Consider the following 23,442-nt stretch of genomic DNA (forward strand, 5'->3'; position numbering starts at 1 on the left):
GTCGTCTGCCGGATGGCGTCAGGCCACGGTGGCTCACGTCGCCCCGCTCGCCATCCCCGAAGACTGCGACGGCGGCCGGTCTTCCTTGCCGAACACGACCATGTACAGCGCCGGCAGGAACACCAGGGTCAGTACCGTCGCCACAAGCAAGCCGCCCATGATCGCGAAGGCCATGGCGCCCCAGAACACGGTGGGCGCGATTGGGATCAGGCCGAACACGGTCGAGATCGACGTCAACATCATGGGCCGTATGCGCGAAGTGCCCGAGGCGACAACGGCCTCCAGCACACCCATACCCTCTTGCCGATAGGTCTCGATCTGCACAATCAGGATCAGGCCGTTCTTCGCGATCATGCCGATCAACGCGAGAATGCCCAGGATGGCGACAAAACCAAGCGGCCGGTTGAAAATCAGCAGCGCGAGCACCACGCCTATCAGGCCCAATGGCATCACCGAGACCACCATGGCGAGGCGCTTGAAGCTCACGAGTAGCAGCATCATGCTCGTCAGCATCAGCACGATCATCACCGGGACCACGGCAAACACCGAGGCTTGCGAAATCGCGCTTTCCTCGAAGATGCCGCCGGTCGCGACGTGGTAGCCCTTGGGCAGCTTCGCATTGAACGCATCGATCTTCGGCGCGAGCGTTGCTACGACTTCGTCGGGCAGCTTGCCATGCATCACGTCGGCGCGCACCGTGAGCGTCGGCACGCGGTTACGCCGCCATATCAGCGGCGACTCCTGTTCCTCAGTGAACGTCGCGAACTGGCTGAGTGGAACCATGCGCCCGCTCGGCGTGGGAACCTGCAACGTACTCAGCGACTGGACCGTCAGTGGCTGCTCTTCCTGCGCTCGCGCCACGACGTTGACGAGGTAGATGTCGTCGCGTATCTGCGTGAGTGGCGTGCCGGTAATGACGGTGTTCATGATGGCGGCCAGCGCAGCGGAACTCACGCCGAGCTGACGCGCTTCATCCTGGTTGATGTGGATGCGGATCTGCCGGGCCGGCTCCATCCAGTCGAAATTGATGTGGCGCGTTCGCGCGTCCGCACCCACGATACCGGCCAGATCGAGTGCGACCCTGCGCACCTGCGCCGGGTCGGGGCCAGAAACGCGATACTGCAGCGGCCACCCCACCGGCGGCCCCAGTTCCAGCGGCGACACGCGAGCGACGATGCCGGGGAATTGGTCGCTCAGTATCTTCTCCAGTTTCAATTGCAGCCGGTCCCGCGCCTCGAGACTTTTCGCGACCACGATAATCTGTGCGAAAAACGGATTGGGTAACTGAGCATTGAGCGTGAGAATAAATCGCACTGCGCCGCGGCCCACATAGCTGCTGAAGTGATCGACATCGGGATCGCTTTTCAAAATGGCTTCGAGCCGCTTGACCTGGTCTTCGGTCGCGTGGATGGACGCGTTCTGGCGCAAGGTCAGATCCACCGTCAGTTCGGGCCGGTCCGAAGCGGGAAAGAACTGCCGCGGCACGAACCGCACGAGGAAGATCGACACCACGAACGCCGCGAGCGTGATGGCAATCGTCAACCACCTCAGCCGCAGCGCGCCACGCAGGAAGCGGCCATAGGCTGTGAGCATTTTGCCGGGTTTGCGCGGCTCCTTCTCTGCCTTGGGCGCTTTCAGGATCACCACACCGACCAGCGGCGAGAAAATCACCGCACCGAACCACGACGCGAGCAGTGCGATCGCGACCACCGAAAAAATGGAAAACGTATATTCGCCGGCCGAACTCTTCGCGAAGCCAATCGGCACGAAACTCGATATCGATACGAGCGTGCCGATCAGCATTGGCGCAGCCAGCGTACGGTACGCGAAAGTCGCGGCCTGATCCTTGCTGTCACCGGCGGCGAGGCGGTTGATCATGGCGTCGACCGTGGTCATGGCGTCGTCGACCAGCAAGGTCAACGCAATGATCAGCGCGCCTAACGACACCCGGTGCAGGTCGATGTGCACGACGTCCATGATCCCGAAAACGATCGCCAGCGTCAGCGGGATCGATAACGCCACCACCGTCCCCGGCCGTATGCCCAGACTTACGAAGCTGCACACCAGGATGATGATGATGGCCTGCCAGAGCGACGCCATGAAGTCGTTGATTGCGACATCGACGGTATCCGACTGATTGGCGACCAGGAATGGCTCGATGCCGCCGGGCAGGTTCGCGGTGGCGTCGGCCATCTCGGCCTTCAGGTTGCGACCGAGCGCCAGTATGTCGCCCGAATCGCGCATGGCGATCGCGAGACCGATGGCCGGCTTGCCGTTGACGCGGAACATTGGCTGTGGAGGGTCGGCGAAGCCGCGTCTCACGGTGGCGATGTCGCCGAGGCGAACGATGCGCCCGCCCAGCACCAGGTTGACATTCTCGATGTCGCGTTCGGAATCGAAGGCGCCCGTCACCCTGAAGAACACCCGCTCCTGCCCGGTTTGCAGGACGCCGGTCGGTCTGATGAGATTTTGCGCTCTCAATGCCGCGACGATGGTCGGGTAGTCCAGACGCAGGCCCGCGAGACGGGCGGTCGAGAACTCGATGTAGATCTGTTCGTCCTGTGCACCTAACACCTCGATCTTCGAAACGTCCGGCACCAGCAGCAAACGCGAGCGAATCGCCTCGACGCGATCACGCAACTCGCGCATGTTGTAGCCGTCGGCCGTGAATCCGTAGATGATGCCGTAGGTGTCGCCGAAGTCATCGTTGAAGAACGGCCCGAGCGTTCCCGCCGGGAGCGTTTGCCGCATATCACCTACGTTTTTGCGAACCTGATACCAGATGTCCTGGACTTCGGAGGGTGGCGTGGATTGCAGAAGATCGACGAAGATCGTCGTCTGACCCGCTGTCGTATAACTGCGTATGCGATCGAGGTGACGGGTCTCCTGCAACGTGCGTTCGAGCCGCTCGGTCACCTGCGAGAGCGTATCGTCGACGGTGGCCCCCGGCCACGCGGCGGCCACCACCATGGTGCGGAATGTAAAGACCGGATCCTCGGCACGCCCCAACCGCAAGAATGACAGCGTTCCCGCCACCAGTGCGGCGATCATCAGGAACACCACCAGGGGGCGCTTCGAAAGCGCCCACTCGGAGAGATTCGGGCCAATCACCTGGGAGCCTCGGTCCAGTTAATTTTCTGTCCCGGCCGCAATGCCTGAACACCGGCAGTCACGACCACGTCGCCGGTGGCGAGGCCCTGGGAAACCTGAACGCGGTCCTCGCCATACGCCTGAAGCTCGACCTCACGCACCGAAACCGTCCCCGTCTTCGTATCGATCACCCAGACCGCCGGTTTGCCGCCGGGCTGGATCAGCGCGCTCGAGGGAATCTCGATGGCCGGCGCGCGCTGCAGCGTCATGTGGCCAATGACCGTACCACCAAGGCGCATGGCAGCCGGCGGATTGAGAACTTGAACCCGGACCGCAAAGGTTCCGGTCACCGGATCGGCCCGGGGCGATACTTCGCGCACCTTACCAACGGCGGTGACCTCAGGGTTGCTGGCAAGCGCGATGACAATGTCGGGATTGCCAGGCGCGACATCCTTGATTGCGGCGGGCACATCGAATACGGCATCCACCGCGCCTTCGCGAGCGATCTGCACGACCATGCGGCCAGCCGGAACCACCTCGCCGGGCTCCGCCCCGCGCGCCGTGACCACGCCCGCAACGTCGGAAACCAGATCGGTGTAGCTGAGCCGGTTCTGTGCGATGCTGACCAACGACTGCGCCGAATCGACTTGCGACTGGGTGATCTTTGCCATCGCTTCCGACTGTTCGAACGAAGCACGCGACACGGCATGCTCCGCAAGCAGATCGCGCATGCGGGTGAACATGGTGCGCGCTTCCAGGGCTTGTGCCTGGGCCGCGGCCAGTTGCGCCCGCGCGGACTGCAGGCTGCTTTCCTCGTTCATCCGGTCGAGCCGCGCCAGCACCTGGCCCGCCCGCACGCGGTCCCCGACATCGACGTTGCGGGACGTCATTCTTCCGTCGATACGGAACGACTGATTGATCTCGGCCTGCGCCTGCAACCTTCCGGTCAAGGAGATGGTGGTTCCCGCCTCCTGCTTTTCCACCTTGACGGCGCGTACCGGGCGGACCTCCGTCACCGGCGCTTCTTCGCCTTTACGGCAGCCCGTCAGTGAGCCTGCCGCCAATACCCACAGCAGCGCAGACAGCGTCACGGCCAAAGGCAGGGAAACCGCTCGACCCGTAGCATGATTCGCAAACACTGGCGTATTCCCCTGGATCTCTGGACGGGCCGGCCGCGTCCAACCTGACAGCACTTCGCGCCCTGTTGCAACCCCGTCGGGCACGCAGCGTATCCATCCGAAAACAACGACGATTCCTGCCCTAGAAGGCGACCGCATCGCGAATGATCGGACACGTCATGCAATGGCCGCCGCCGCGTCCGCGCCCGAGCTCCGCGCCCACGATACTCACGACCTCGATGCCGGCCTTGCGCAGCAGCGTGTTCGTATAGGTGTTGCGGTCGTAAGCGAACACGACGCCAGGCGACGTGCAAACCAGGTTCGCGCCGCTGTCCCACTGCGTGCGTTCGCGCTGGTAGTCGTTGCCGCCCGCTTCCACCACGCGCATTTTCTTGATGCCGAGCGCCGCGCTCACCACGTCGACGAAAGACTTCTTTTCCTGATGCAGTTCCATCCCCGCCGGTTGATCGCTGGGCCGGTAAGTGAAGGTTCGGGTACGCGCGAGAAAATCCGGCGCAATCAGCACGCAGTCGCGATCGGCAAACGTGAAGACCGTATCGAGGTGCATGGCCGCGCGAATTTTCGGCATGGCCGCCACGATCACCTGCTCCGCCGCGCCCTTCCTGAACAGGGTGGCGGCGAGCTGGCTGATCGCCTGGCGCGACGTGCGCTCGCTCATGCCGATCAGCACGGTCTTGTTGCCGATGGGCATGACGTCGCCGCCTTCGAGCGTGGCCATGCCGTGGTCCTCCGTGGGGTCGCCCCACCACACATTGACCTTGCCCGCAAAGTCCGGATGGAAGCGGTAGATCGCCGCCGCAAGGATCGTCTCCTCGTGCCGCGCCGGCCAGTACAGCGGATTGAGCGTCACGCCGCCGTAAATCCAGCACGTGGTGTCGCGCGTGTATAGCGTATTCGGTAGCGGCGGCAACAGATATTCGGTAGACCCGGCCGCTTCGCGCACGACCTTGAGCGCCGCACCGCCATGCGATTCGGGAAAGTCGTAGATCGACAGGCCGCCAAGCAAGGTCTCGGCCAGCTTGCGATCCTCGAGCCCTTCCAGATAGCTGCGCAGCTCGTCGATGAAGCCGAGCCCGACCTGGTTCGGCACGATCTGATTGTCGAGAATCCACTTCTTGCCGTCGGGCACAGCAACGGTTTCGGCGAGCAGGTTGTGCATTTCCACGACCTCTACACCCCGGTCGCGCATCTTGGTGACGAAGTCGAAATGATCGCGCTTCGCGTTGTCGACCCACAGCACATCGTCGAACAGCAACTCGTCGCAATTGCTCGGCGTGAGACGCGAGTGCGCCATACCAGGCGCGCACACCATCACCTTGCGCAGTTGGCCGACTTCCGAATACACCCCGAACGGGCTTTCGCTCTTCGTCTTGCCCTTTTCGTCACCCTTCGCCTTGGACATATCGATCTCCGCTTGTTCCCTTTAGATGGCCATGGTGCCCGTAGCCAACGCAATGACACCGACGATCGCCGCCACGGCCGCGACAATGAAAATCACCCAGTCGCTCGTACGCTGGAAAACCTTCAGCTTGCGCTCGCGACGCGCGAGGAAATACAGCACCGTGCCAGGTGCGTAAAGAATCGCCGAAAGCAGGATGAATTTGAGGCCTCCTGCAAGAATCATGAATATCGTATAGATCACGGCAATCGACGCCAGCACGAGATCTCGCTTGCGCTCTTCGGGTCGAACCTCGTAACTCTCTCCCCGGTTCGAGACGATCCATCCATAGGCGGCGACGAAGAGATAGGGAATCAACGACATCGAGCTCGTGAGATTGAGCATCAGCGAGAACGCATCGCGCGAGAAATACGTACTCGCGACCAGAATCTGAACAACGATATTGGTAATCCAGAGCGCATTGGCCGGCACGTCGTTGGCGTTTTCACGCGCGAACACAGCCGGCATGTCCTGATTGCGTGCCGCCGCGAACATCACCTCGGCGCAGATGAGCGACCACGCCAGATACGCGCCCAGCACAGAGATAATCAGGCCGACGCTCACGAAGATCCCGCCCCACGGACCGACCACGCTTTCGAGCACTGCCGCCATGGAGGGCTGGCGCATGCCCGCCACGTCCGCGCGCGGCAGCACGGCGAACGGCAGCATCGAAACAAGCACCATGAGCGTAGTCACACCGGCGAACCCGAGGATCGTTGCGCGCCCGATGTCCGCGCGCTCCTTCGCGTAGCGCGAATATACACTCGCACCTTCGATGCCAATGAACACGAACACGGTGACCAGCATCGTTGCGCGAATCTGCTGGATGAGGCCGCCCTCTTGCGCCGCAGACTGGATATTCAGATGGAAGGTCCCGTACTTGAATACAAACAGGAGGATGACGATGAATACCATGATCGGAATGACCTTGGCGAACGTCACGATCGTGTTGATGAACGCGGCCTGCTTCACGCCGCGAAGAATGAGGAAGTGAAACAGCCAGATGCCGACCGAAGCGACGACGATGGCGGCGACCGTATTGCCGTCGCCGAAGATCGGAAAGAACGCCCCGAGCGTGGACTTGATCAGCACCCAGTACGAAGTGTTGCCAATACAACTACTGATCCAGTACCCGAACGCCGAGAGGAAGCCCGGGTAATCGCCGAAACCTTCTTTGGCATAGACGAACACGCCGGCATCAAGCTTCGGCTTGCGCTCCGCGAGCGCCTGAAACACGCGTGCAAGCGTGTACATGCCTATGCCCGCTACGAGCCACGCAAAGGCCGCGCCGACTGGCCCCGTCGCGTTGGCGAAGGTCCGCGGCAGAGAAAATATGCCCGCGCCCACCATGCCCCCGACGACCATCGCCGTGAGCTGCAAGCGACTCATCTTCTGCTCGGTATCGGCCATTGGTTTCCTCGCTTTTCTGGAGCTTCGCTTTACAGAGAGAACAACCAGACCTGCGTCGCACTGCGCGAATCGTCTTACTGATTGCGCCTCTCAGGCGCGGCATCAACCACGTCCGACTCAATCAGGCGAGTAGCCGCACGCAAAGGCCGAGCATTGACGCCTTGTTTTCGAACGTGCCTTCGAGCTTACTCAATGGTCCGGCACGAGTAAAGACTAGTCCATTTTCTAAAAAGCGGTATTTTGTGCCGCTATCCTGAATGAACCACAGCCTTTCCCTTTGAATCGTCCGCTGCTACGTTGGCGACGACCGACAGAAGTTACCTTCTCGTGAAGATCTCGTGGTTCAACAAAGACTGCACGGACGTTTATTTGAAAATGTGCTTCACGAACTGGCTCAACGCGATTTGACGACTAGCGCTGCAAACATCTGGTTCAATCCCGACTGTATTGATGCGTCATTTGGGGAACCATTCGTGCATGACACGAATGGTTCTCAATATTGATTTCAAGTTGTTCGTAATTCTCATAGGCGGTCGTACTCCAGTCTGCCGGATAACTCGGCGACCTGTGTTGGCTCAACCGCAACGAGGACCAGTTCCGGGGCAAACCTTTATTGTCAGCACAAGGCCAATGCAACCCCTCCGGTTTCAGTTCAATGCTAGTGACCGGTCCCCGCGCAGCATCGCTGAGACCTGCCGGGGGGTGGTATATAAGCGCGACGCCCCCGTCGTTGGATCCGCATGCCGCTCTTCGATCTGCGCACAGTCGCCTTGATGTCTTCGGTCATGCCGGGACTCATGGTAATCGCCCTTTTCTCGCTTACCAGAGGTTTTCCTCAGAACATACGCGGAGTCAGTCACTGGCGCCTTTGGGTGCGCTGGTGGTCAGCATATCGTCATCCTCCTCGCGTTGCGCGGCAGCGTGCCGGACTGGCTGTCGATCCTCGTGGCAAACGGCGGAATAATCTTTGGTACGGGGCTGGGACTCGTTGGCTCACAGCTTTTCTTCGGGCGACGACCGCGTTGGCACTTCATCGCGATGCTGCTCACGATTGGCGCCGTCAGTACGGCCTGGTTGTGGTTGGCCCATGAATCCGTTGTGGGTCGAACTATCCTTATCAGCATCGTGCTGACCGTCCTTTACGGCACGCGCGGCGTCGTACTGCTGCGCGTCGGTCGACCGAATCACCCGGCTATCTCTGTTTGCGTGCTCCTTCTGGCCGAATCCATTCTGGCAGGTGCGCGCTGCATCAGCGCCGCGCTTGCGACAGAGCGCCTGACCGATCTCTTCGATCACGCCAGCGGACGGCCTTGCGGCTCTCGTAGTTCGGCTCATAGATCGCTTCGCAAGGAATCAACGTAAGTTGTAGCTCCTTCCATGCCCCGCTGAACGAGCGCTTCTCGCCCAACGTTTCCGAACGCGCGTTCATGGTGTCGAACGGGTTCACGCCCTCAGGGATATGCCGCCGCGGGACAATACCGAACGTCGCGAGGTCCGCTCGGTCGCGTCCCTCGACGCGCCGGATGATCGGCGCGGGATAGCCCTTGTCCACCTCATCGCGCCACGGACTGTCAGGCGGCTCGATCCCCAAGTGCTTCAATAGCTGATCGCTGCGCGCGGCTGCGAAGTTGGTGCACATGCTCCACTCCGAATCCCGGCGAAGGGTTGATCTTGGCCGACGCTCCCTAGCGCGGCACACGGCTCCATGATTCTGTGTATTCATACAGTATTCGAGGCAGATCATGGAACCGCTTCGGGAGTGGAAATGGGCCTACTTGGATGAGAAACTGGCGCGCTTCGAGCAGACCGTCGGCTGGATGACCGATGCCGAAGCGTGCGCCGTCTTCTGGGTCTGCAGCGATCAGCGTTCGCACAGGGTCGAGCACACAAAACGGGACCGTCATCGTGTCGCTCCGCTTGCCTTGGTCAAGGCACCGGCAAAAGATGTGGATTGGACGAAGGAGGCACGCCAGCGGGCGGAGCGCAGCCGTTTCGGGCTGCCGCCGCAGAGATACGTAGGCTAAAGACAGTTAGTTGCACGACGGAACGAAAGCCCCCAGAGGATTCGACCCATGCCTAGAGAGCATCGTACAAACCACGAAATGTATGATGCCGATTATCGCGACAAGGCGACGTCGCTACGTTGACGATCGGAGAACCGAGCCAGGCTTAGTGCGCATCGAGCCTCCACTGGTCCTATCGCCGCTGCGTCGTCCTGCATTAATTTTGAACTGGGCTTGTCTGCAGAAACGGGTTACCGGCACTAGAGGGATCCATGTTCGACAAGGCGCTACGTATCGAGGGCGGTCCGGACTGGCATCACTTCCACGTTTATGGCTACGCTGATCAAGCCGCGTAAACACGACTAGTTGCGACCAAGGCATGCGTAAACTTTCGAGATCGCGAATAACAGCCGCGCAAGCCGGCATTCCAGCTCCCATCACGCCCCCTGAGGGGCTCTGCGCGGGCTTTTTGCCCGCCTTTGACCCTTTACGGGCGCACCTGTGCCGTCGAGCGACCTCGCCACATGTAAAGATTGGCCAGCGCGAGCGCAACGAAGGCGCGATTGGCGTTCTTCGCCAGACCACGATAGCGCACCTTCGTGAAGCCCCACAACCGCTTCACGACCGCGAATACGTGCTCGACCCGGGCGCGGATCTTCGACTTGTTGCGGTTCTTGCGCCGCGCCACTTCGTCGACAATGTCCTTGCGACGCGTGCGCTTGTTGGTGAAGTCACGTGCCTTCGGAGCCTTGCTGTGAATCAGTGCTTTCTGGCTCGCGTATGCGCTGTCGCCGTAGACGCGTTGCTCGTTACCGTGCAGCAACTGGGGCAGCGGATGCTTGTCGTGCACATTCGCGGCCGTCACGACGGCGCTATGAGCCAGCCCGCTCTGACTGTCCACGCCAATGTGGAGCTTCATGCCGAAATACCACTGTTGGCCCTTGCGGGTCTGGTGCATCTCAGGATCCCGAGCCTTTTCCTTGTTCTTGGTCGACGAGGGTGCTCCAATCAGCGTGGCGTCCACAATCGTGCCGCTCTTGAGCTTCGCTCCGCGCTCCTGCAACACCAAGCCCACCTCCGAGAAAATCCGTTCGCCCAGTTTCTGTTCTTCCAGCAGATGCCGGAATTTGAGCATCGTCGTGGCGTCCGGCACCGTTTCGCTGCCCAGGTCAATGCCAACGAAACGGCGCAGGCTGAGGCTGTCGTACAGCGCCTCTTCGCATGCCAGGTCGGCAAGATTGAACGGTCAATCTGCGTCAGGTCCGGCAGCAGCTGTACTTCGTCGATCAGGAATTCGGCCTCCCGCGTGTCCCTCCTGACTCTGCATTGCATTTTCCTCATGAGGGAAACTGCCAGCAGGTAGAGCTCGATCGTTCGAATGGATGCGGTCATGGCGGCTTGCTCGCAGTAATTTGACTTTCTTAGCAACCGCCGTGCCGCGTTCAATGGCTGGAGCTGCGAGCCGTCCCACCGAATTCAGTTCCGGTTGCTTTGGCTGGACCGTCGCCGGTTCAGGCGAGACAGCAACTGCACAGATGGGCGACCGCAGCCGTACTACAAGCCGTCGTTGGAGTTGCAAAAGACGACTGGCGGTTCAGGGTCGATCTCGGCCAAACGCCATGGTGCAGCAAAGGATGAGCGCATCAACCGATAACGTACGGCCGAGGTGTTACCGTGATCTTGGGCCATTCAATACTGTCTAGTGCCTCTCGCATGGTCTTGGGGCTTGCTGCCTTGGTGTAGTCCACGCGACCGCTAGAACCCTGCGCCGCATGGCCCGTGATTGAGTCTGACGTTTCGGTGCCGATTCCCTTATCGGCCAGCGCCCCGCGTATCCAATGGCGGAACTTGTGCGATCCGTGAAGACGACCAGTCGGCAACCCGAGGGAGCGCCTAAGCTCCAGGAACCATTTGCCCAAGGTGTCGCCCGGTGCGCTTGCCCGGCCGCTCAATGACGGAAATGCATTGCCCGTACCACCCGCGGTTCTCTCATGCCACGCAGAGAACCACGGATCTGCCAGCAGGTGAGAAGCTAGAGCGACGATACGCTCCGATTCGTCGGTCTTGACCGTTCCGGCCTCAGCGGTAATGCGAATGGTCTTGATGCCGTGGCGGGTCTGGAAGTCCTCGCAGCGTAGCTGTGCTATCTCGCCGATACGGGCTCCGGTATGCAGAAGCAGCAGCAGGGCTGCCCGGCCATCTTCGGGCGTTACGTTATCCCAATGGCGTACTTGCTCCATCTGGTCGGAGAACAGGAGCGCCCCGAACAGTATTTCTAGTTCGTTATCGGTCCATCCTTCGCGTTTCTTCGCACCCTTGGTCTTGTCGAACGAAACCGCGAACTGGTTACGGTCGAGGATGCCATCCTTGACAGCCGTGTTCACTAAAGCATTTACGGACGTGTAGTGATTGTGAGCGGTCTTGGCCCCGAAGCCCCGCGCCTTGCTGTCTAACAGGAACTTGACGAAGGCCGCTCCGGTCGCTCGCGTCAGATTGCTCAAGGGGACTGTGCCGCACGCTTCCTCGAATAACGCTAGCGCTTTCCCGGTGCGCTTGGCGGGGTTGTCTGTCTCGGCATACCCGTTCCACTGCTGCCAGGACGGCACCATGTCCCGCAGAGTCTTGGGCGCGTCCCGAGTCTTCTTCGAAGGTTCGTCGTCGGGCGTGAGTTCCTTGGGGATGACGGGGGCGGGCGGTGTATCTACAGGTTCGCCTTGGCTTCTTTGTGCCACGGCATCCATGGCCCTAACCAGAGTTCGCGTGATGCGCTGAAGTGCCAGACGCCCCTCGGTCGAGTCCCATTCCACACGAATAGACAGAGGGTCACAAACGAAGTCTACGTACTCACGGGTGGCCGAGAAATCGCCCCGAGCTAATGCTGCTTTCCAAGCCTGCACCTGTTCCTGGTCAAACCGCTGTACCGCTGCGGCTTGCTCCTGTGTCAGAAAATCCCTCGTTTGTTCCCATGCAACCTGATCGGTATTGGGGAGGTGCCCCCTGTAGGCGCCAACCAGTATCGGGGTAACGCGGGTTTGCTCATCCAGCGTCAGGACCAGATTTTGTACAGCCTGGGCGATGTAAGCCTCTAGCTCTTCTGACAGCGGGACGAATGGTGCGGGGCGTGTGCTGTCTTCCAGCGCCTGAAATCGGACTCGGTGTTCGGCTATCAGCCGGTGTGCGATGGTGATCGCTTCAGCGCGGTTGCGGGTCTTGAGGCTGGCTCTGTATGCATCGGTCGCCAGCTTGCCACCACTCGTGCGAGGGAACAGGTGTTGAAGGTGCTTGGGAATGCCAATACGGAGCTGGTAGATACCGCTTTTGGGATGCGGTTCCAGTCCAGGAGGCAGTGTTGTCATGTCGTCCATCCGCACATTTTGACACGCGAATTGACAAGGTAGATTGACGATGCCGGAAAAGACAAAGCCCGGAAAATCTTGCCAGTATTGGGATTCCCTTTACTGGCCTGGATTTCCGGGCCTTAATCCTTGGTCGGGGCGAGAGGATTTGAACCTCCGACCACCTGCACCCCATGCAGGTACGCTACCAGGCTGCGCTACGCCCCGAACAGACGAAAAATTATAACAGACACTTCATTCGATTAGAACTGTCCCGCGCGAACAAAGTGAACCGGCTCATGAACTAGTGGCCTAGCAGATCGATTACGTTCTGCAGTTCCTTACGCAGCTTCTCCAAGTCGACGGCGGCCGCTGCCGCCGATGCCTCGCCCCGCCCCGCAGGTCCCCCAGCGCCCTCGCCTTCCTCGACCACCGCATCCGGGCTTCCGGCACCGTGCGAATCGAGACGATTGCGCGCACCGTTGATCGTAAAACCCTGCTCGTACAGCAACTCTCGAATCCGCCGGATCAACAGCACCTCGTGATGCTGATAATACCGACGATTGCCGCGTCGCTTGACCGGCCTCAACTGGGTGAACTCCTGCTCCCAATAACGCAGCACATGAGGCTTCACGCCGCATAGCTCGCTAACCTCACCGATCGTGAAGTAGCGCTTCGCCGGAATCGGAGGCAAGACGACTTTTTCGATCGTCGCTGTCATCGTCAGTTAGCCGTGATGGGTTGCGCGAAAGCGCGCCAGTCAATCAGCGCGCGAAACTCGCTTCGGCGCCGTTCTCGACGAGCGCCTTCAGCTTTTGACTTGCATGAAACGTCACCACGCGACGCGCGGCGATCGGAATCGCCTCGCCAGTCTTCGGATTTCTGCCCGGGCGCTGCGGCTTGTCGCGCAGCTGGAAGTTACCGAAGCCCGACAGCTTCACGCTATCGCCGCTCTCCAGCGCATCGCGGATCACCTCGAAAAACGCCTCGACCATGTCCTTCGCTTCCCGCTTGTTGAGCCCGACATTGTCGAACAGCAACTCGGCAAGTTCCGCTTTGGTGAGCGTCGGCGTTTCAGTGGAAACGACGGCGGGTGATGTCGGAATATCTCGAATCATGGCGCTGCGTTGCGCCGTAAGAAGGGCTTCGAAATCACTCGAGTTCATTTCATTCATATCTATCAAATGGCGCGCCAAGCGTAAAACAATGGATGCGGAAACAGCCGTGCAATTGTTAAATGCGGGTTATCCGCGCAACCGTGCGCCATATACTCGAGCCAGACGTTCCACCAGAGTTTGAATAGCCAGATCGACCGTTTCATCCTGAAGGGTTCCGCCAGTATCTTGCAAGGTCACCCGGAACGCAAGGCTTTTCTCGTGCGCGGCCAGACCACCGGAAGTGTTTGATTTTGGACGAAATTCGTCGAAAAGTGCAACCTTCTGGACCGCCTTGCAAGCCGGCTCGGACTGCGCCTTCTGAAGCTCGTCGAGCAGCGCCTGAACCTCGATTTTCTGATCGACGACCACCGCAATATCACGTCGCACCGGCGGGAATTTTGAAACTTCCGAGGGAATCGGCAATACCCGTTGCATTAATGCTTCCGCTTCGATTTCAAACAGAATCGGGGCATGCGGCAAATCATATTTTTGCATCCAGCGCGGATGCAATTCGCCAATCCAGCCCACTGCGCGGCCATTCAATTCGATCCGCGCACTGCGTCCCGGATGCAGCGCCGGATGCTCGGCCTTCACGAAATTCGCGAGCGCCGGTGCAACCAGGGCTTCGAGGTCGCCCTTCACGTCGAAGAAGTCGACCACGCGTGCCGGCGCGCCCCATTGCTCCTCGAGCGCGGGACCATAGGCAAGCGCGCCGATCATCTTCGGCTGAGCAAAGCCTTCGACCGTCAACTCGCCGGCCCTGATCGACGGATCGTGCAGGAACACGCGGCCAGCTTCGAACACGCGCACACGGTCCGCCGCACGACGGTTCAGGTTCGTGCGCAGCACATGAATGAGGCTGCCGAAGAGCGTCGTACGCATCACCGACAGCTGGCTCGCGATCGGATTGATCAGACGCACCGGGTTGCTGTTGCCCGCGAAGTCCTGCTCCCACTCGGCGTCGACGAAGCTGAAGTTCACCGTTTCCGCGTAGTCGCGTGCGGCGAGCGCGTGACGGATCGCATGGATCGAGCGTTGCGTCTCGTTGGTCGCGCGCATTTCACTGGTCGCGACCGGCGGGCGGGCCGGAATCTTTTCGAAGCCGTAGATACGCGCGACTTCTTCGATCAGATCCTCTTCGATCTCGATATCGAAGCGGTACGAAGGCGGCGTGACCGAGAACGTATCGCCGTCGCGCTCGAACGACAGACCAAGGCGCGCGAAAATCTGCGCGATTTCATCGCCGCCGATCGCGACGCCAATGATGCGGTTCGCACGCGAGACGCGCATCTTCACGGGCGCGCGCTTCGGCACGTTGACGATCTGATCGTCGACCGGACCCGCTTCGCCCCCGCAGATGTCGAGGATCAACTGCGTGATGCGCTCGATATGGTCGACGGTCGTCGCGTAGTCGACCCCGCGCTCGAAGCGATGGCCCGCATCGGTCGAGAAGTTGTACTTGCGCGAGCGGCCACGAATGCTATCGGGCCACCAGAACGCGGCTTCGAGATAGATGTTGGTGGTGTCGAGCGTCACCGCTGTGCTGTCGCCGCCCATGATGCCCGCGAGGCTCTCGATGTGCTGCTCGTCGGCGATCACGCCGACCGTTTCGTCGAGCTCGACCGTGCTGCCGTTCAGCAGCTTCAGCGTTTCGCCCTTGCGGCCCCAGCGCACGTCCATGCCGCCATGGATCTTGTCGAGATCGAACACGTGCGACGGACGCCCAAGCTCGAGCATCACGTAGTTCGAGATGTCGACGAGCGCGGAGATGCTGCGCTGGCCCGAGCGTTCGAGACGCTCGACCATCCATAGCGGCGACTTCGCGCGCGCATTGACACCGCGGATCACGCGGCCCGAGAAACGGCCGCACAGATCGGGCGCCGATATTTTCACGGGCAGCGTTTCATTGAGCTTGACCTGAGCCGGCTTGATTTCGAGCGGGCGCAGCGGTGCGCCGGTAATCGCCGACGTTTCGCGAGCGACGCCGAACACCGACAGGCAGTCCGCCTTGTTCGGTGTGAGCTTGATTTCAAAAATGGTGTCGTCGAGATTGAGCGTTTCGCGAATGTCCTGGCCGATCGGCGTATCTTCCGGCAGGATCATCAGACCGCTATGGTCTTCTGAAAGCTTCAGCTCGCGCGCCGAGCACAGCATGCCCTGGCTTTCCACGCCGCGCAGCTTCGACAGCTTGATCGCGAACGGCGCGCCGCCCTCTTCGACCGGCGGCAGTTGCGCGCCGACCAGCGCGACCGGCACCTTGATGCCGGGCGCAACGTTCGGCGCACCGCACACGATGGTCAGCGTCGCGCCGGTACCGGCGTTGACCTGACACACGTTGAGCTTGTCCGCATCCGGGTGCTTGACGACTTCCAGCACCTGGCCGACGACGATCTTCGAGGTCGGCGGCGCGGCCGGCCGCAGGTCTTCGACTTCGAGACCCGCCATCGTCAACGCGTGCGACAGCTCGTCGGTGGTCAGTTGCGGGTCGACAAAAGTTCTGAGCCAGGATTCCGGAAATTGCATGGTTCTGTGTACGTTCTGATCAGGTTGGGTCCACGTCCGGCAGATGCTTCATAAAGCCCGGTGGTCTTGCGCCGGTTCAGCGGGCTCTGCCGGGGACGCTCGCGGCACACACCGGGTGCGCTACCGCGTTCTAAGCTTTGTCGCGCTCACGCGCGCCGGTTCACGCGAATTGACGCAGGAAACGCAGGTCGTTTTCAAAGAACAGGCGCAGATCCTGCACACCGTAGCGCAGCATCGTCAGACGCTCGAGGCCGCTGCCGAAAGCGAAGCCGATGTAGCGTTCTGGGTCGAGACCCATATTGCGGATCACGGTGGGGTGAACCTGGCCGGAGCCCGAAATTTCGAGCCACTTGCCCGCGTTCTTACCCGTTTCGAACTGCATGTCGATCTCGGCCGACGGTTCGGTGAACGGAAAATACGACGGACGAAAGCGCACGAGGATGTCGTCGCGCTCGAAGAATTTCTTCAGGAAGTCGGTATAGACACCCTTCAGGTCCGCGAAACTGATGTTTTCGTCGATCCACAGGCCTTCGACCTGGTTGAACATCGGCGAATGCGTGGCGTCGCTATCCACGCGATAAGTGCGGCCCGGGACGATCACCTTGATCGGCGGCGTATTGGTGCGTGCGTAGCGCACCTGCATCGGGCTTGTATGCGTGCGCAGCAGCAGCGGGCGGCCGTCGGCATCCTTGCCGTCGACATAAAAGGTGTCCTGCATTGAACGCGCCGGATGGTTTTCGGGGCTGTTCAACGAGGTGAAGTTGTACCAGTCGGTTTCGATCTCCGGCCCATCGGCCACGTCGAATCCGATCGTACGGAAAATCTGTTCGACGCGCTCCCAGGTGCGCATCACCGGGTGCAGGCTACCCGCGGCGGCGCCGCGGCCGGGTAGCGTGACGTCGATCGCTTCAGCGGCGAGGCGCTGGTTCAGGAGCGCGTCGGCAAGTGCCTGACGACGTGCCGTCAGCGCGGCTTCGACCTGTTGCTTGACGAGGTTGATCCGTGCGCCTTCGGTCTTGCGCGTTTCGGGATCGAGTTTGCCAAGGCCCTTCAGCAGCTCGGTCAGTGCACCCGCCTTACCGAGAAAGCGGGCTTTCTCGTTCTCGAGGGTGGTGACGTCGGGGGCTTGTGCGAAGGCTTTTTGCGCGTCGGCGACAATCTGGTCCAGATCCATTGATCCCATCATTTCAACGTCAGTGTTCTATCGAAACAAAACTGGTTCTACCAACAAAAACGGGGCTCGGTGAGGAGCCCCGTTTTTGTTGCAGCGTCACCGAGACTACCGGATGTTCGCTGCAACGAACCACGCAGTTTTAATTGCCAGAAGCGCAATCAGGCTGCAACGGCGGCCTTCACCTGCTGAACGATTGCAGCAAAAGCAGCCTTGTCGAACACAGCCATGTCGGCCAGCACCTTGCGGTCCAGTTCGATCGACGCCTTCTTCAGGCCGTTGATGAACACGCTGTACGTCATGTCGTGCTGACGCACCGCCGCGTTGATACGCGTGATCCACAGTGCGCGGAACACACGCTTCTTGTTGCGGCGATCGCGGTAGGCATACTGGCCTGCGCGCATGACCGCCTGCTTGGCGATGCGATAGACGTTATTGCGACGGCCGCGGTAACCCTTGGCCAGCTTGATGATCTTCTTGTGACGGGCCCGTGCGGTAACCCCACGTTTTACTCGAGGCATGTTTCGCTCCTGTGAGTGTCGGTTAAGGGTTAAGCGAACGGCAGCATTGCGCGAACGGAGTTCAGATCGGAATCATGAACTGCCGTGGAGCCGCGCAGATGGCGTTTGTTCTTGGTGGTCTTCTTGGTAAGAATGTGACGCTTGAAGGCCTGACCGCGCTTGACGGTACCGCCCGGACGCACCACGAAGCGCTTTGCAGCGCTCTTCTTGGTCTTCATCTTCGGCATGACAACTCCATTATTAGATGGACATGGGTGTGCGGTCGGCCAGACGCCCATTTCCCGCCCTTCGAAACCCATTCCACTTGGTATGCAGACCGCCGATACCACTGGCGGCCGCTTTCCGGGAACCACCGCGCACGTACATGCGCGCCGTCCCGAAACCTTCCGATACCCCGCCGGACAGCCGGCTAGGCACCAAACGAATCGGCTTCACGGCAGCGTGCGCCACATGGCACGCCGCCGCTCCGGCCAATTGCTTCGAGCTTACTTCTTTTTCTTCGGAGCGAGCACCATGATCATCTGGCGCCCCTCCATTTTCGGCATCTGCTCGACCTGACCGACTTCGTCGAGGTCAGTACGCAGGCGTTCGAGCATGCGCATGCCGATTTCCTGGTGAGCCATTTCGCGGCCACGGAAACGCAACGTGATTTTCGTCTTGTCGCCGTCTTCGAGAAAGCGAACGAGGTTGCGCAGCTTGACGTTGTAATCACCGTCGTCGGTACCCGGGCGGAACTTGACTTCCTTGACCTGGATGACCTTCTGCTTGAGTTTGGCCTCGTGTTGCTTCTTCGCTTCCTGGTACTTGAACTTGCCGTAATCCATCAAGCGGCAAACCGGCGGAACCGCTTGGGGAGCGATTTCGACCAGATCCACGTCCTGCTGTTCCGACATTCGGAAAGCATCAGCGAGTTTCACGATGCCGAGCGGTTCGTTCTCGACGCCGACCAGTCGCACCTCGGGTGCTGTAATTTCACCGTTGATGCGGTGCGCAGACTTATCAGTAGCGATGTTACGTTTCCTCTAAAAATTAAAAAAAACGAGCCGGGGTACCAGGTGGTTCAGTTGAACGACTGCACGTCCTGGCGCAGACGCTCAATGAAGGCGTCAACAGGCATTACACCCAGATCGACACCGCCACGGGCACGCACGGCTACCGTTTGCGCTTCACGCTCCTTGTCGCCGACCACCAGTAGGTACGGCACCTTTTCCAGCGTGTGCTCGCGTATTTTATAGCTAATCTTCTCGTTGCGCAAATCGGCCTCGACTCTAACCCCTTGTTTTTGCAACGATTGGGCTAGCGACTGCGCATATTCGGCCTGGCTTTCCGCAATATTCATCACGACGGCCTGCATCGGCGCAAGCCACACCGGCATTGCACCAGCATGGTGCTCGATGAGAATCCCAAGGAAACGTTCCATCGATCCGACGATCGCCCGGTGCAGCATGATCGGGCGGCGGCGGCTGTTGTCTTCGGCGACGTATTCGGCACCCAGACGCTCCGGCAGGACCATGTCAAGCTGCAGCGTACCGCACTGCCACGAGCGGCCGAGCGCGTCCTTGATGTGGTACTCGACCTTCGGGCCGTAGAACGCGCCCTCGCCGGGCAGTTCTTCCCACGTGACGCCGCAGGCCGTCAGCGCCTCGCGCAACCCCTGCTCCGCGCGATCCCATGTCTCGTCGGTACCGGCACGCGCATCCGGGCGCAGCGACAGCTTGATCTCGACATTGTCGAAGCCGAAGTCGCGGTAGACGCTCATTGCGAGCGTGTTGAAAGCGATCGATTCGCTGATGAACTGCTCTTCAGTACAGAAAATATGCGCGTCGTCCTGCACGAAGCCGCGCACGCGCATCAGTCCATGCAGCGCGCCCGACGATTCGTTGCGATGGCACGAACCGAACTCCGCGTAACGCAGCGGCAGATCGCGATACGAGCGCAGACCGTGGTTGAACACCTGCACGTGACCGGGGCAGTTCATCGGCTTGATCGCGTAGTCCCGCTTTTCCGATTCCGTCGTGAACATGTTTTCACGATAGTTCTGCCAATGGCCCGACGCCTCCCAGAGCGAGCGGTCCATGATCATCGGCGTTTTGATTTCAAGGTAGCCCGCGTCGTTCACGCGACGGCGCATGTACTGCTCGACCTGCTGCCAAAGCGTCCAGCCGCGCGGATGCCAAAACACCATGCCCGGCGACTCGTCCTGCATATGAAACAGGTCGAGTTGCTTACCGAGCTTACGATGGTCGCGCTTCTCGGCTTCTTCGAGCATGTGAAGATACGCTTCCTGGTCCTCCTTCTTCGTCCAGGCCGTGCCATAAATGCGCTGGAGCTGCTCGTTCTTCGAGTCGCCGCGCCAGTACGCGCCCGCGACCTTCATCAGCTTGAAAACCTTCAGCTTGCCGGTGGATGGCACATGCGGGCCGCGGCACAGGTCGGTGAAGCCGCCATGCGAGTACAGCTTGATTTCGTCGCTTGCGGGGATCGATTCGATGATCTCGGCCTTGTACTTTTCGCCGATGCTCTTGAAATACTCGACCGCTTCGTCGCGTGACACCACGCGGCGCGACACCGGCTCGTCTATCTTCGCGAGTTCCTGCATGCGCTTTTCGATCTTTTCGAGATCTTCCGGCGTGAAAGGACGGTTGTACGAAAAGTCGTAATAGAAGCCGTTGTCGATGACCGGGCCGATCGTGACCTGCGCTTCCGGATACAAATCCTTCACCGCGTACGCGAGCAGGTGCGCCGTCGAGTGGCGGATGATATCGAGACCGTCTGCGTCCTTCTCCGTGACGATGGCGAGCGCCACGTCACGATCGATCAGCGCGGACGTATCGACCAGCTCACCGTCGATCTTGCCGCCGAGCGCGGCTTTCGCGAGGCCGGGGCCGATCGAGGCGGCCACTTCGGCGACGGTCACCGGATGCTCGTACTGTCGAACAGAACCGTCAGGCAAACGTATCGAAACCATTGCGTTCTCCGTGATGCCGACCGGCGGCGGCACATACAACCAGGGTCAAAAAAAGACAAAAAAAATGCGGCCCCGCTTTCGAGGGGCCGCATTCACATTTTATGCAAACTTCACCGGCGAAATTGGTCCTCGACTAGCGTCGCTCCGAAATGCTTCCGGTCAACGTTCGCGGTGTCATAACCGTATTCGCCTTTTTTGCGCTCACAGCGCTTACTGCAGTTTGCGAAATTCCGGCGAAGCCAAAATTTCATTTTCGTTGGTAGGCTCGATTGGACTCGAACCAACGACCCCCACCATGTCAAGGTGGTGCTCTAACCAGCTGAGCTACGAGCCTGAAGAAACGAGAGTATATGGGGTATGGCGCTGCTTGGCAAGCACTTTTATGCGAAGGCTCTGACTCTCCGTCGCACCACTGCCGGGCTCTTTCCCAACCGCCCGCATCTCAATTCTTGCGCGCCGCCCGCACCACGCCCGTAATCTCGCCCAGCAGTGTGGAGGCCCGCTGAATCTGCGCGGAGCTTGACACTTCGACGGTAAATTGCATGAACGCGGCATTGCGGCGCGATTGCGTCTTCACGCCGATCACGTTCATCTTTTCCCGCGCGAACACTTCGGAGATGTCGCGCAGCAGACCTTGGCGGTCCGTCGCCTCGATGCTGAGGTCGACGGGGTAGACGGATTGGCCGCGGCCACTCATCACGTCCGCCGACCACGCGGTCTGCAGCACGCGCTCCGGCGCCCGCTCGGCCATCCGGCGGAACGTCGCGCAGTCGCTGCGGTGCACCGACATCCCCTTACCGCGCGTGACGAAGCCGCAGATGTCGTCGGGCGGTGCGGGCCGGCAGCAGCGCGCGAGCTGCGTAAGCAACGCATCGACGCCGACCACCAAAACGCCGGTGGACGCGCCACGCGCGACGCTCGCGCCGCTGCTGCGCTTCTCGAATTTTTCCGGCGCCTCGACCTCGGGCTCGGGCGGCGGCGCATCCTGCAGCGCCTGCTCCACGAGCCTCAGACTGAACTCCTCCTTGCCGACTACGGAGAACAGGTCGTCGGTCGTTTTGAAGCCGAGCCGCGTGGCCAGCTGATCGAGGTTGACCGAAGTCTTGCCCTCGCGCTGCAGGGTTTTCTCGACCATCGCGCGACCGTTCGCGATGTGTTCCTGCAACTCGACCGCATTGAACCACGCGCGCACCTTCTGCCGGGCGCGCGCGCTTTGCAGATACCCCAGTTGGGGATTGAGCCAGTCGCGCGACGGACCGCCCTCCTTCACCGCCACGATCTCGACCGTCTGGCCGTTCTGCAATGGCGTGTTCAGCGGCACCATCGCGCCGTCGACGCGCGCGCCGCGGCAGCGATGCCCGAGCTCGCTGTGCAGGTGATACGCGAAGTCGATCGGCGTGGCGCCGTGCGGCAACGGGATCACGCGCGCCTGCGGCGTCAGCACGTAGATGTGATCGTCGTCGAGCGTGGCCTGGCGCAACTGCTCCCACGGCTGCGCCGCGCGCGCTTCGTCATGCTCGCCTTCTGACACCTCGTCCTTCCACGCTAGCAACTGCCGCAGCCAGGCAATCTTCTCGTCGTATTTCTCGTTCGCGGCGAAGGTACCGCCGTAACCGCGCGCGCCCGCTTCCTTGTAGCGCCAGTGCGCGGCCACGCCGTATTCGGCGAAGCTATGCATTTCCTGCGTGCGGATCTGCACTTCGAACGCGCGGCCGTCGTCGCCGATCACGACCGTGTGCAGCGACTTGTAGCCGTTCGGCTTCGGCCGCGAGATGTAGTCGTCAAACTCCTTCGGCACCGGTTGCCACAGGTTGTGCACGATGCCGAGCACGGTGTAGCAGTCCTTGATGTCCGGCACGATCACGCGAAACGCGCGCACGTCGTACAGTTCGGCGAAGTCGAGCTCCTTGCCGCGCATCTTGCGCCAGATGCTGTAGATATGCTTCGGCCGTCCGCTCACTTCCGCGCGGATGTGCGCGGCGGCGAGTTCCTGTTGCAGACGTTCGATCGCCTGCGCGACATAGCTCTCGCGTTCGACGCGCTTCTCGTCGAGCAACCTGGCGATGCGCTTGTAGGTGTCCGGCTCCTCGAAGCGGAACGCGAGGTCCTCGAGCTCCCACTTCAGTTGCCAGATGCCGAGGCGGTTCGCGAGCGGCGCGTAGATATCGAGCGTTTCGCGCGCGACGTCGGGCGACGGCGTAATCTTCGCCGCCGCGTAAAAGCGCAGTGTCTGCAATCGCGACGCGAGGCGGATCAGCACGACGCGAATGTCCTGCGCGAACGCGAGCAGCATCTTGCGCAACGCCTCGACCTGCGCACGGCGCGCGGCCTGCGCATCGCGTCCGGCTTCGGGGATCGCGTTTTGCGCCGCGCGCAGACTGACTGTGCCGAGGCGCAGCAGCTTGCGCACATCGCTGACCAGTTGCGCAACTTCTTCGCCGAAGTTCTCGGCGATCACGCGCTCCGGATCACTTAGATGCGGCGTCAGCGCAAACAGCGCCGCGGCCAGCACCGCCGGCGGATCGACGTTCAGCTTCCGGACGATCGACGCCGTGCCCGCCGCGTGATCCGCAAGCAGTTCGCCCGACGACAGCCGCACTTCGCCCGCATGCTCGCGCACGAACGCCATCGCTTCATCGAAGGAAGGATGGGGATGAGGCGCGTTCGTAACGATTTCGGTGTTCATG

At 60.8% G+C, this 23,442-nt stretch carries 17 protein-coding genes, 2 tRNA genes and 1 pseudogene; 1 reads left to right on the forward strand and 19 read right to left on the reverse strand.

The features are described 5' to 3' along the window. Positions 1-33 precede the first annotated feature (33 nt). The 6 genes from LJ655_RS25270 to LJ655_RS25295 all read right to left on the reverse strand — a co-directional run bounded on the left by LJ655_RS25270 (position 34) and on the right by LJ655_RS25295 (position 8,716). Entirely contained in the window at positions 34-3,111 is a 3,078-nt protein-coding gene (locus LJ655_RS25270; RefSeq protein ID WP_230563924.1) for an efflux RND transporter permease subunit, read from the reverse strand. Beyond that, on the reverse strand, positions 3,108-4,181 hold the full coding sequence (locus LJ655_RS25275; protein ID WP_230564002.1) for an efflux RND transporter periplasmic adaptor subunit: 1,074 nt from the start codon (positions 4,179-4,181) through the stop codon (positions 3,108-3,110). Before LJ655_RS25275 ends, LJ655_RS25270 begins: the two co-directional genes overlap by 4 nt. A gap of 169 nt (positions 4,182-4,350) precedes the next feature. Continuing rightward, complete coding sequence (gene arcA / locus LJ655_RS25280) at positions 4,351-5,631, reverse strand: arginine deiminase (RefSeq protein WP_230563925.1); 1,281 nt, start codon at positions 5,629-5,631, stop codon at positions 4,351-4,353. A 21-nt stretch (positions 5,632-5,652) separates the two neighbouring features. Beyond that, positions 5,653-7,077: a basic amino acid/polyamine antiporter gene (locus LJ655_RS25285; RefSeq protein WP_230563926.1), complete on the reverse strand. Its 1,425-nt coding sequence runs from the start codon at positions 7,075-7,077 to the stop codon at positions 5,653-5,655. A 993-nt stretch (positions 7,078-8,070) separates the two neighbouring features. Beyond that, a complete protein-coding gene (locus LJ655_RS25290) occupies positions 8,071-8,373 on the reverse strand; it encodes a hypothetical protein (protein ID WP_230563927.1) in 303 nt (100 codons plus the stop codon). Next, positions 8,327-8,716: an SOS response-associated peptidase family protein gene (locus tag LJ655_RS25295; RefSeq protein WP_230563928.1), complete on the reverse strand. Its 390-nt coding sequence runs from the start codon at positions 8,714-8,716 to the stop codon at positions 8,327-8,329. The genes LJ655_RS25290 and LJ655_RS25295 overlap by 47 nt, the downstream gene beginning before the upstream one ends. Positions 8,717-8,819: 103 nt before the next feature. On the opposite strand from LJ655_RS25295, the gene LJ655_RS25300 reads away from it, so the two are divergent. After that, positions 8,820-9,101 carry a hypothetical protein gene (locus LJ655_RS25300; RefSeq protein WP_230563929.1) on the forward strand — a complete coding sequence of 94 codons (282 nt, stop codon included), beginning with the start codon at positions 8,820-8,822 and terminating at the stop codon, positions 9,099-9,101. Between the two features lie 466 nt (positions 9,102-9,567). On the opposite strand, the pseudogene LJ655_RS25305 reads toward LJ655_RS25300, so the two are convergent. From LJ655_RS25305 to LJ655_RS25365, 13 genes and pseudogenes are all read right to left on the reverse strand, one after another. After that, positions 9,568-10,323: pseudogene (locus LJ655_RS25305) on the reverse strand (IS5 family transposase); the annotation flags it as partial. A 400-nt stretch (positions 10,324-10,723) separates the two neighbouring features. Beyond that, the gene (locus LJ655_RS25310) at positions 10,724-12,436 is read right to left on the reverse strand and encodes a DUF6538 domain-containing protein (protein WP_230563930.1); all 1,713 of its coding nucleotides are present in this window, start codon (positions 12,434-12,436) and stop codon (positions 10,724-10,726) included. A gap of 130 nt (positions 12,437-12,566) precedes the next feature. Then, positions 12,567-12,643, reverse strand: a tRNA-Pro gene (locus tag LJ655_RS25315). A 76-nt stretch (positions 12,644-12,719) separates the two neighbouring features. Beyond that, positions 12,720-13,136 carry a MerR family transcriptional regulator gene (locus tag LJ655_RS25320; RefSeq protein ID WP_230563931.1) on the reverse strand — a complete coding sequence of 139 codons (417 nt, stop codon included), beginning with the start codon at positions 13,134-13,136 and terminating at the stop codon, positions 12,720-12,722. Between the two features lie 43 nt (positions 13,137-13,179). Continuing rightward, complete coding sequence (locus LJ655_RS25325) at positions 13,180-13,590, reverse strand: integration host factor subunit alpha (RefSeq protein WP_075301562.1); 411 nt, start codon at positions 13,588-13,590, stop codon at positions 13,180-13,182. 69 nt (positions 13,591-13,659) lie between these two features. Then, a complete protein-coding gene (gene pheT / locus LJ655_RS25330; protein WP_230563932.1) occupies positions 13,660-16,095 on the reverse strand; it encodes a phenylalanine--tRNA ligase subunit beta in 2,436 nt (811 codons plus the stop codon). A gap of 160 nt (positions 16,096-16,255) precedes the next feature. Continuing rightward, the gene (gene pheS / locus LJ655_RS25335; RefSeq protein WP_230563933.1) at positions 16,256-17,269 is read right to left on the reverse strand and encodes a phenylalanine--tRNA ligase subunit alpha; all 1,014 of its coding nucleotides are present in this window, start codon (positions 17,267-17,269) and stop codon (positions 16,256-16,258) included. Between the two features lie 158 nt (positions 17,270-17,427). Next, positions 17,428-17,787 carry a 50S ribosomal protein L20 gene (gene rplT / locus LJ655_RS25340; protein ID WP_006052502.1) on the reverse strand — a complete coding sequence of 120 codons (360 nt, stop codon included), beginning with the start codon at positions 17,785-17,787 and terminating at the stop codon, positions 17,428-17,430. A 29-nt stretch (positions 17,788-17,816) separates the two neighbouring features. Then, entirely contained in the window at positions 17,817-18,014 is a 198-nt protein-coding gene (gene rpmI / locus LJ655_RS25345) for a 50S ribosomal protein L35 (protein ID WP_006052501.1), read from the reverse strand. A 258-nt stretch (positions 18,015-18,272) separates the two neighbouring features. Continuing rightward, a complete protein-coding gene (gene infC / locus LJ655_RS25350) occupies positions 18,273-18,797 on the reverse strand; it encodes a translation initiation factor IF-3 (protein WP_075643713.1) in 525 nt (174 codons plus the stop codon). Positions 18,798-18,847: 50 nt separating this feature from the next. Then, complete coding sequence (gene thrS / locus LJ655_RS25355; RefSeq protein WP_230563934.1) at positions 18,848-20,755, reverse strand: threonine--tRNA ligase; 1,908 nt, start codon at positions 20,753-20,755, stop codon at positions 18,848-18,850. Positions 20,756-21,012: 257 nt separating this feature from the next. Continuing rightward, positions 21,013-21,089 (reverse strand) — tRNA-Val (locus tag LJ655_RS25360). 108 nt (positions 21,090-21,197) lie between these two features. Next, positions 21,198-23,441: a RelA/SpoT family protein gene (locus LJ655_RS25365; RefSeq protein ID WP_230563935.1), complete on the reverse strand. Its 2,244-nt coding sequence runs from the start codon at positions 23,439-23,441 to the stop codon at positions 21,198-21,200. Position 23,442: the final 1 nt, after the last annotated feature.

The sequence above is a fragment of the Paraburkholderia translucens genome (assembly GCF_020881035.1).
GTDB classification, from domain to species: domain Bacteria; phylum Pseudomonadota; class Gammaproteobacteria; order Burkholderiales; family Burkholderiaceae; genus Paraburkholderia; species Paraburkholderia translucens.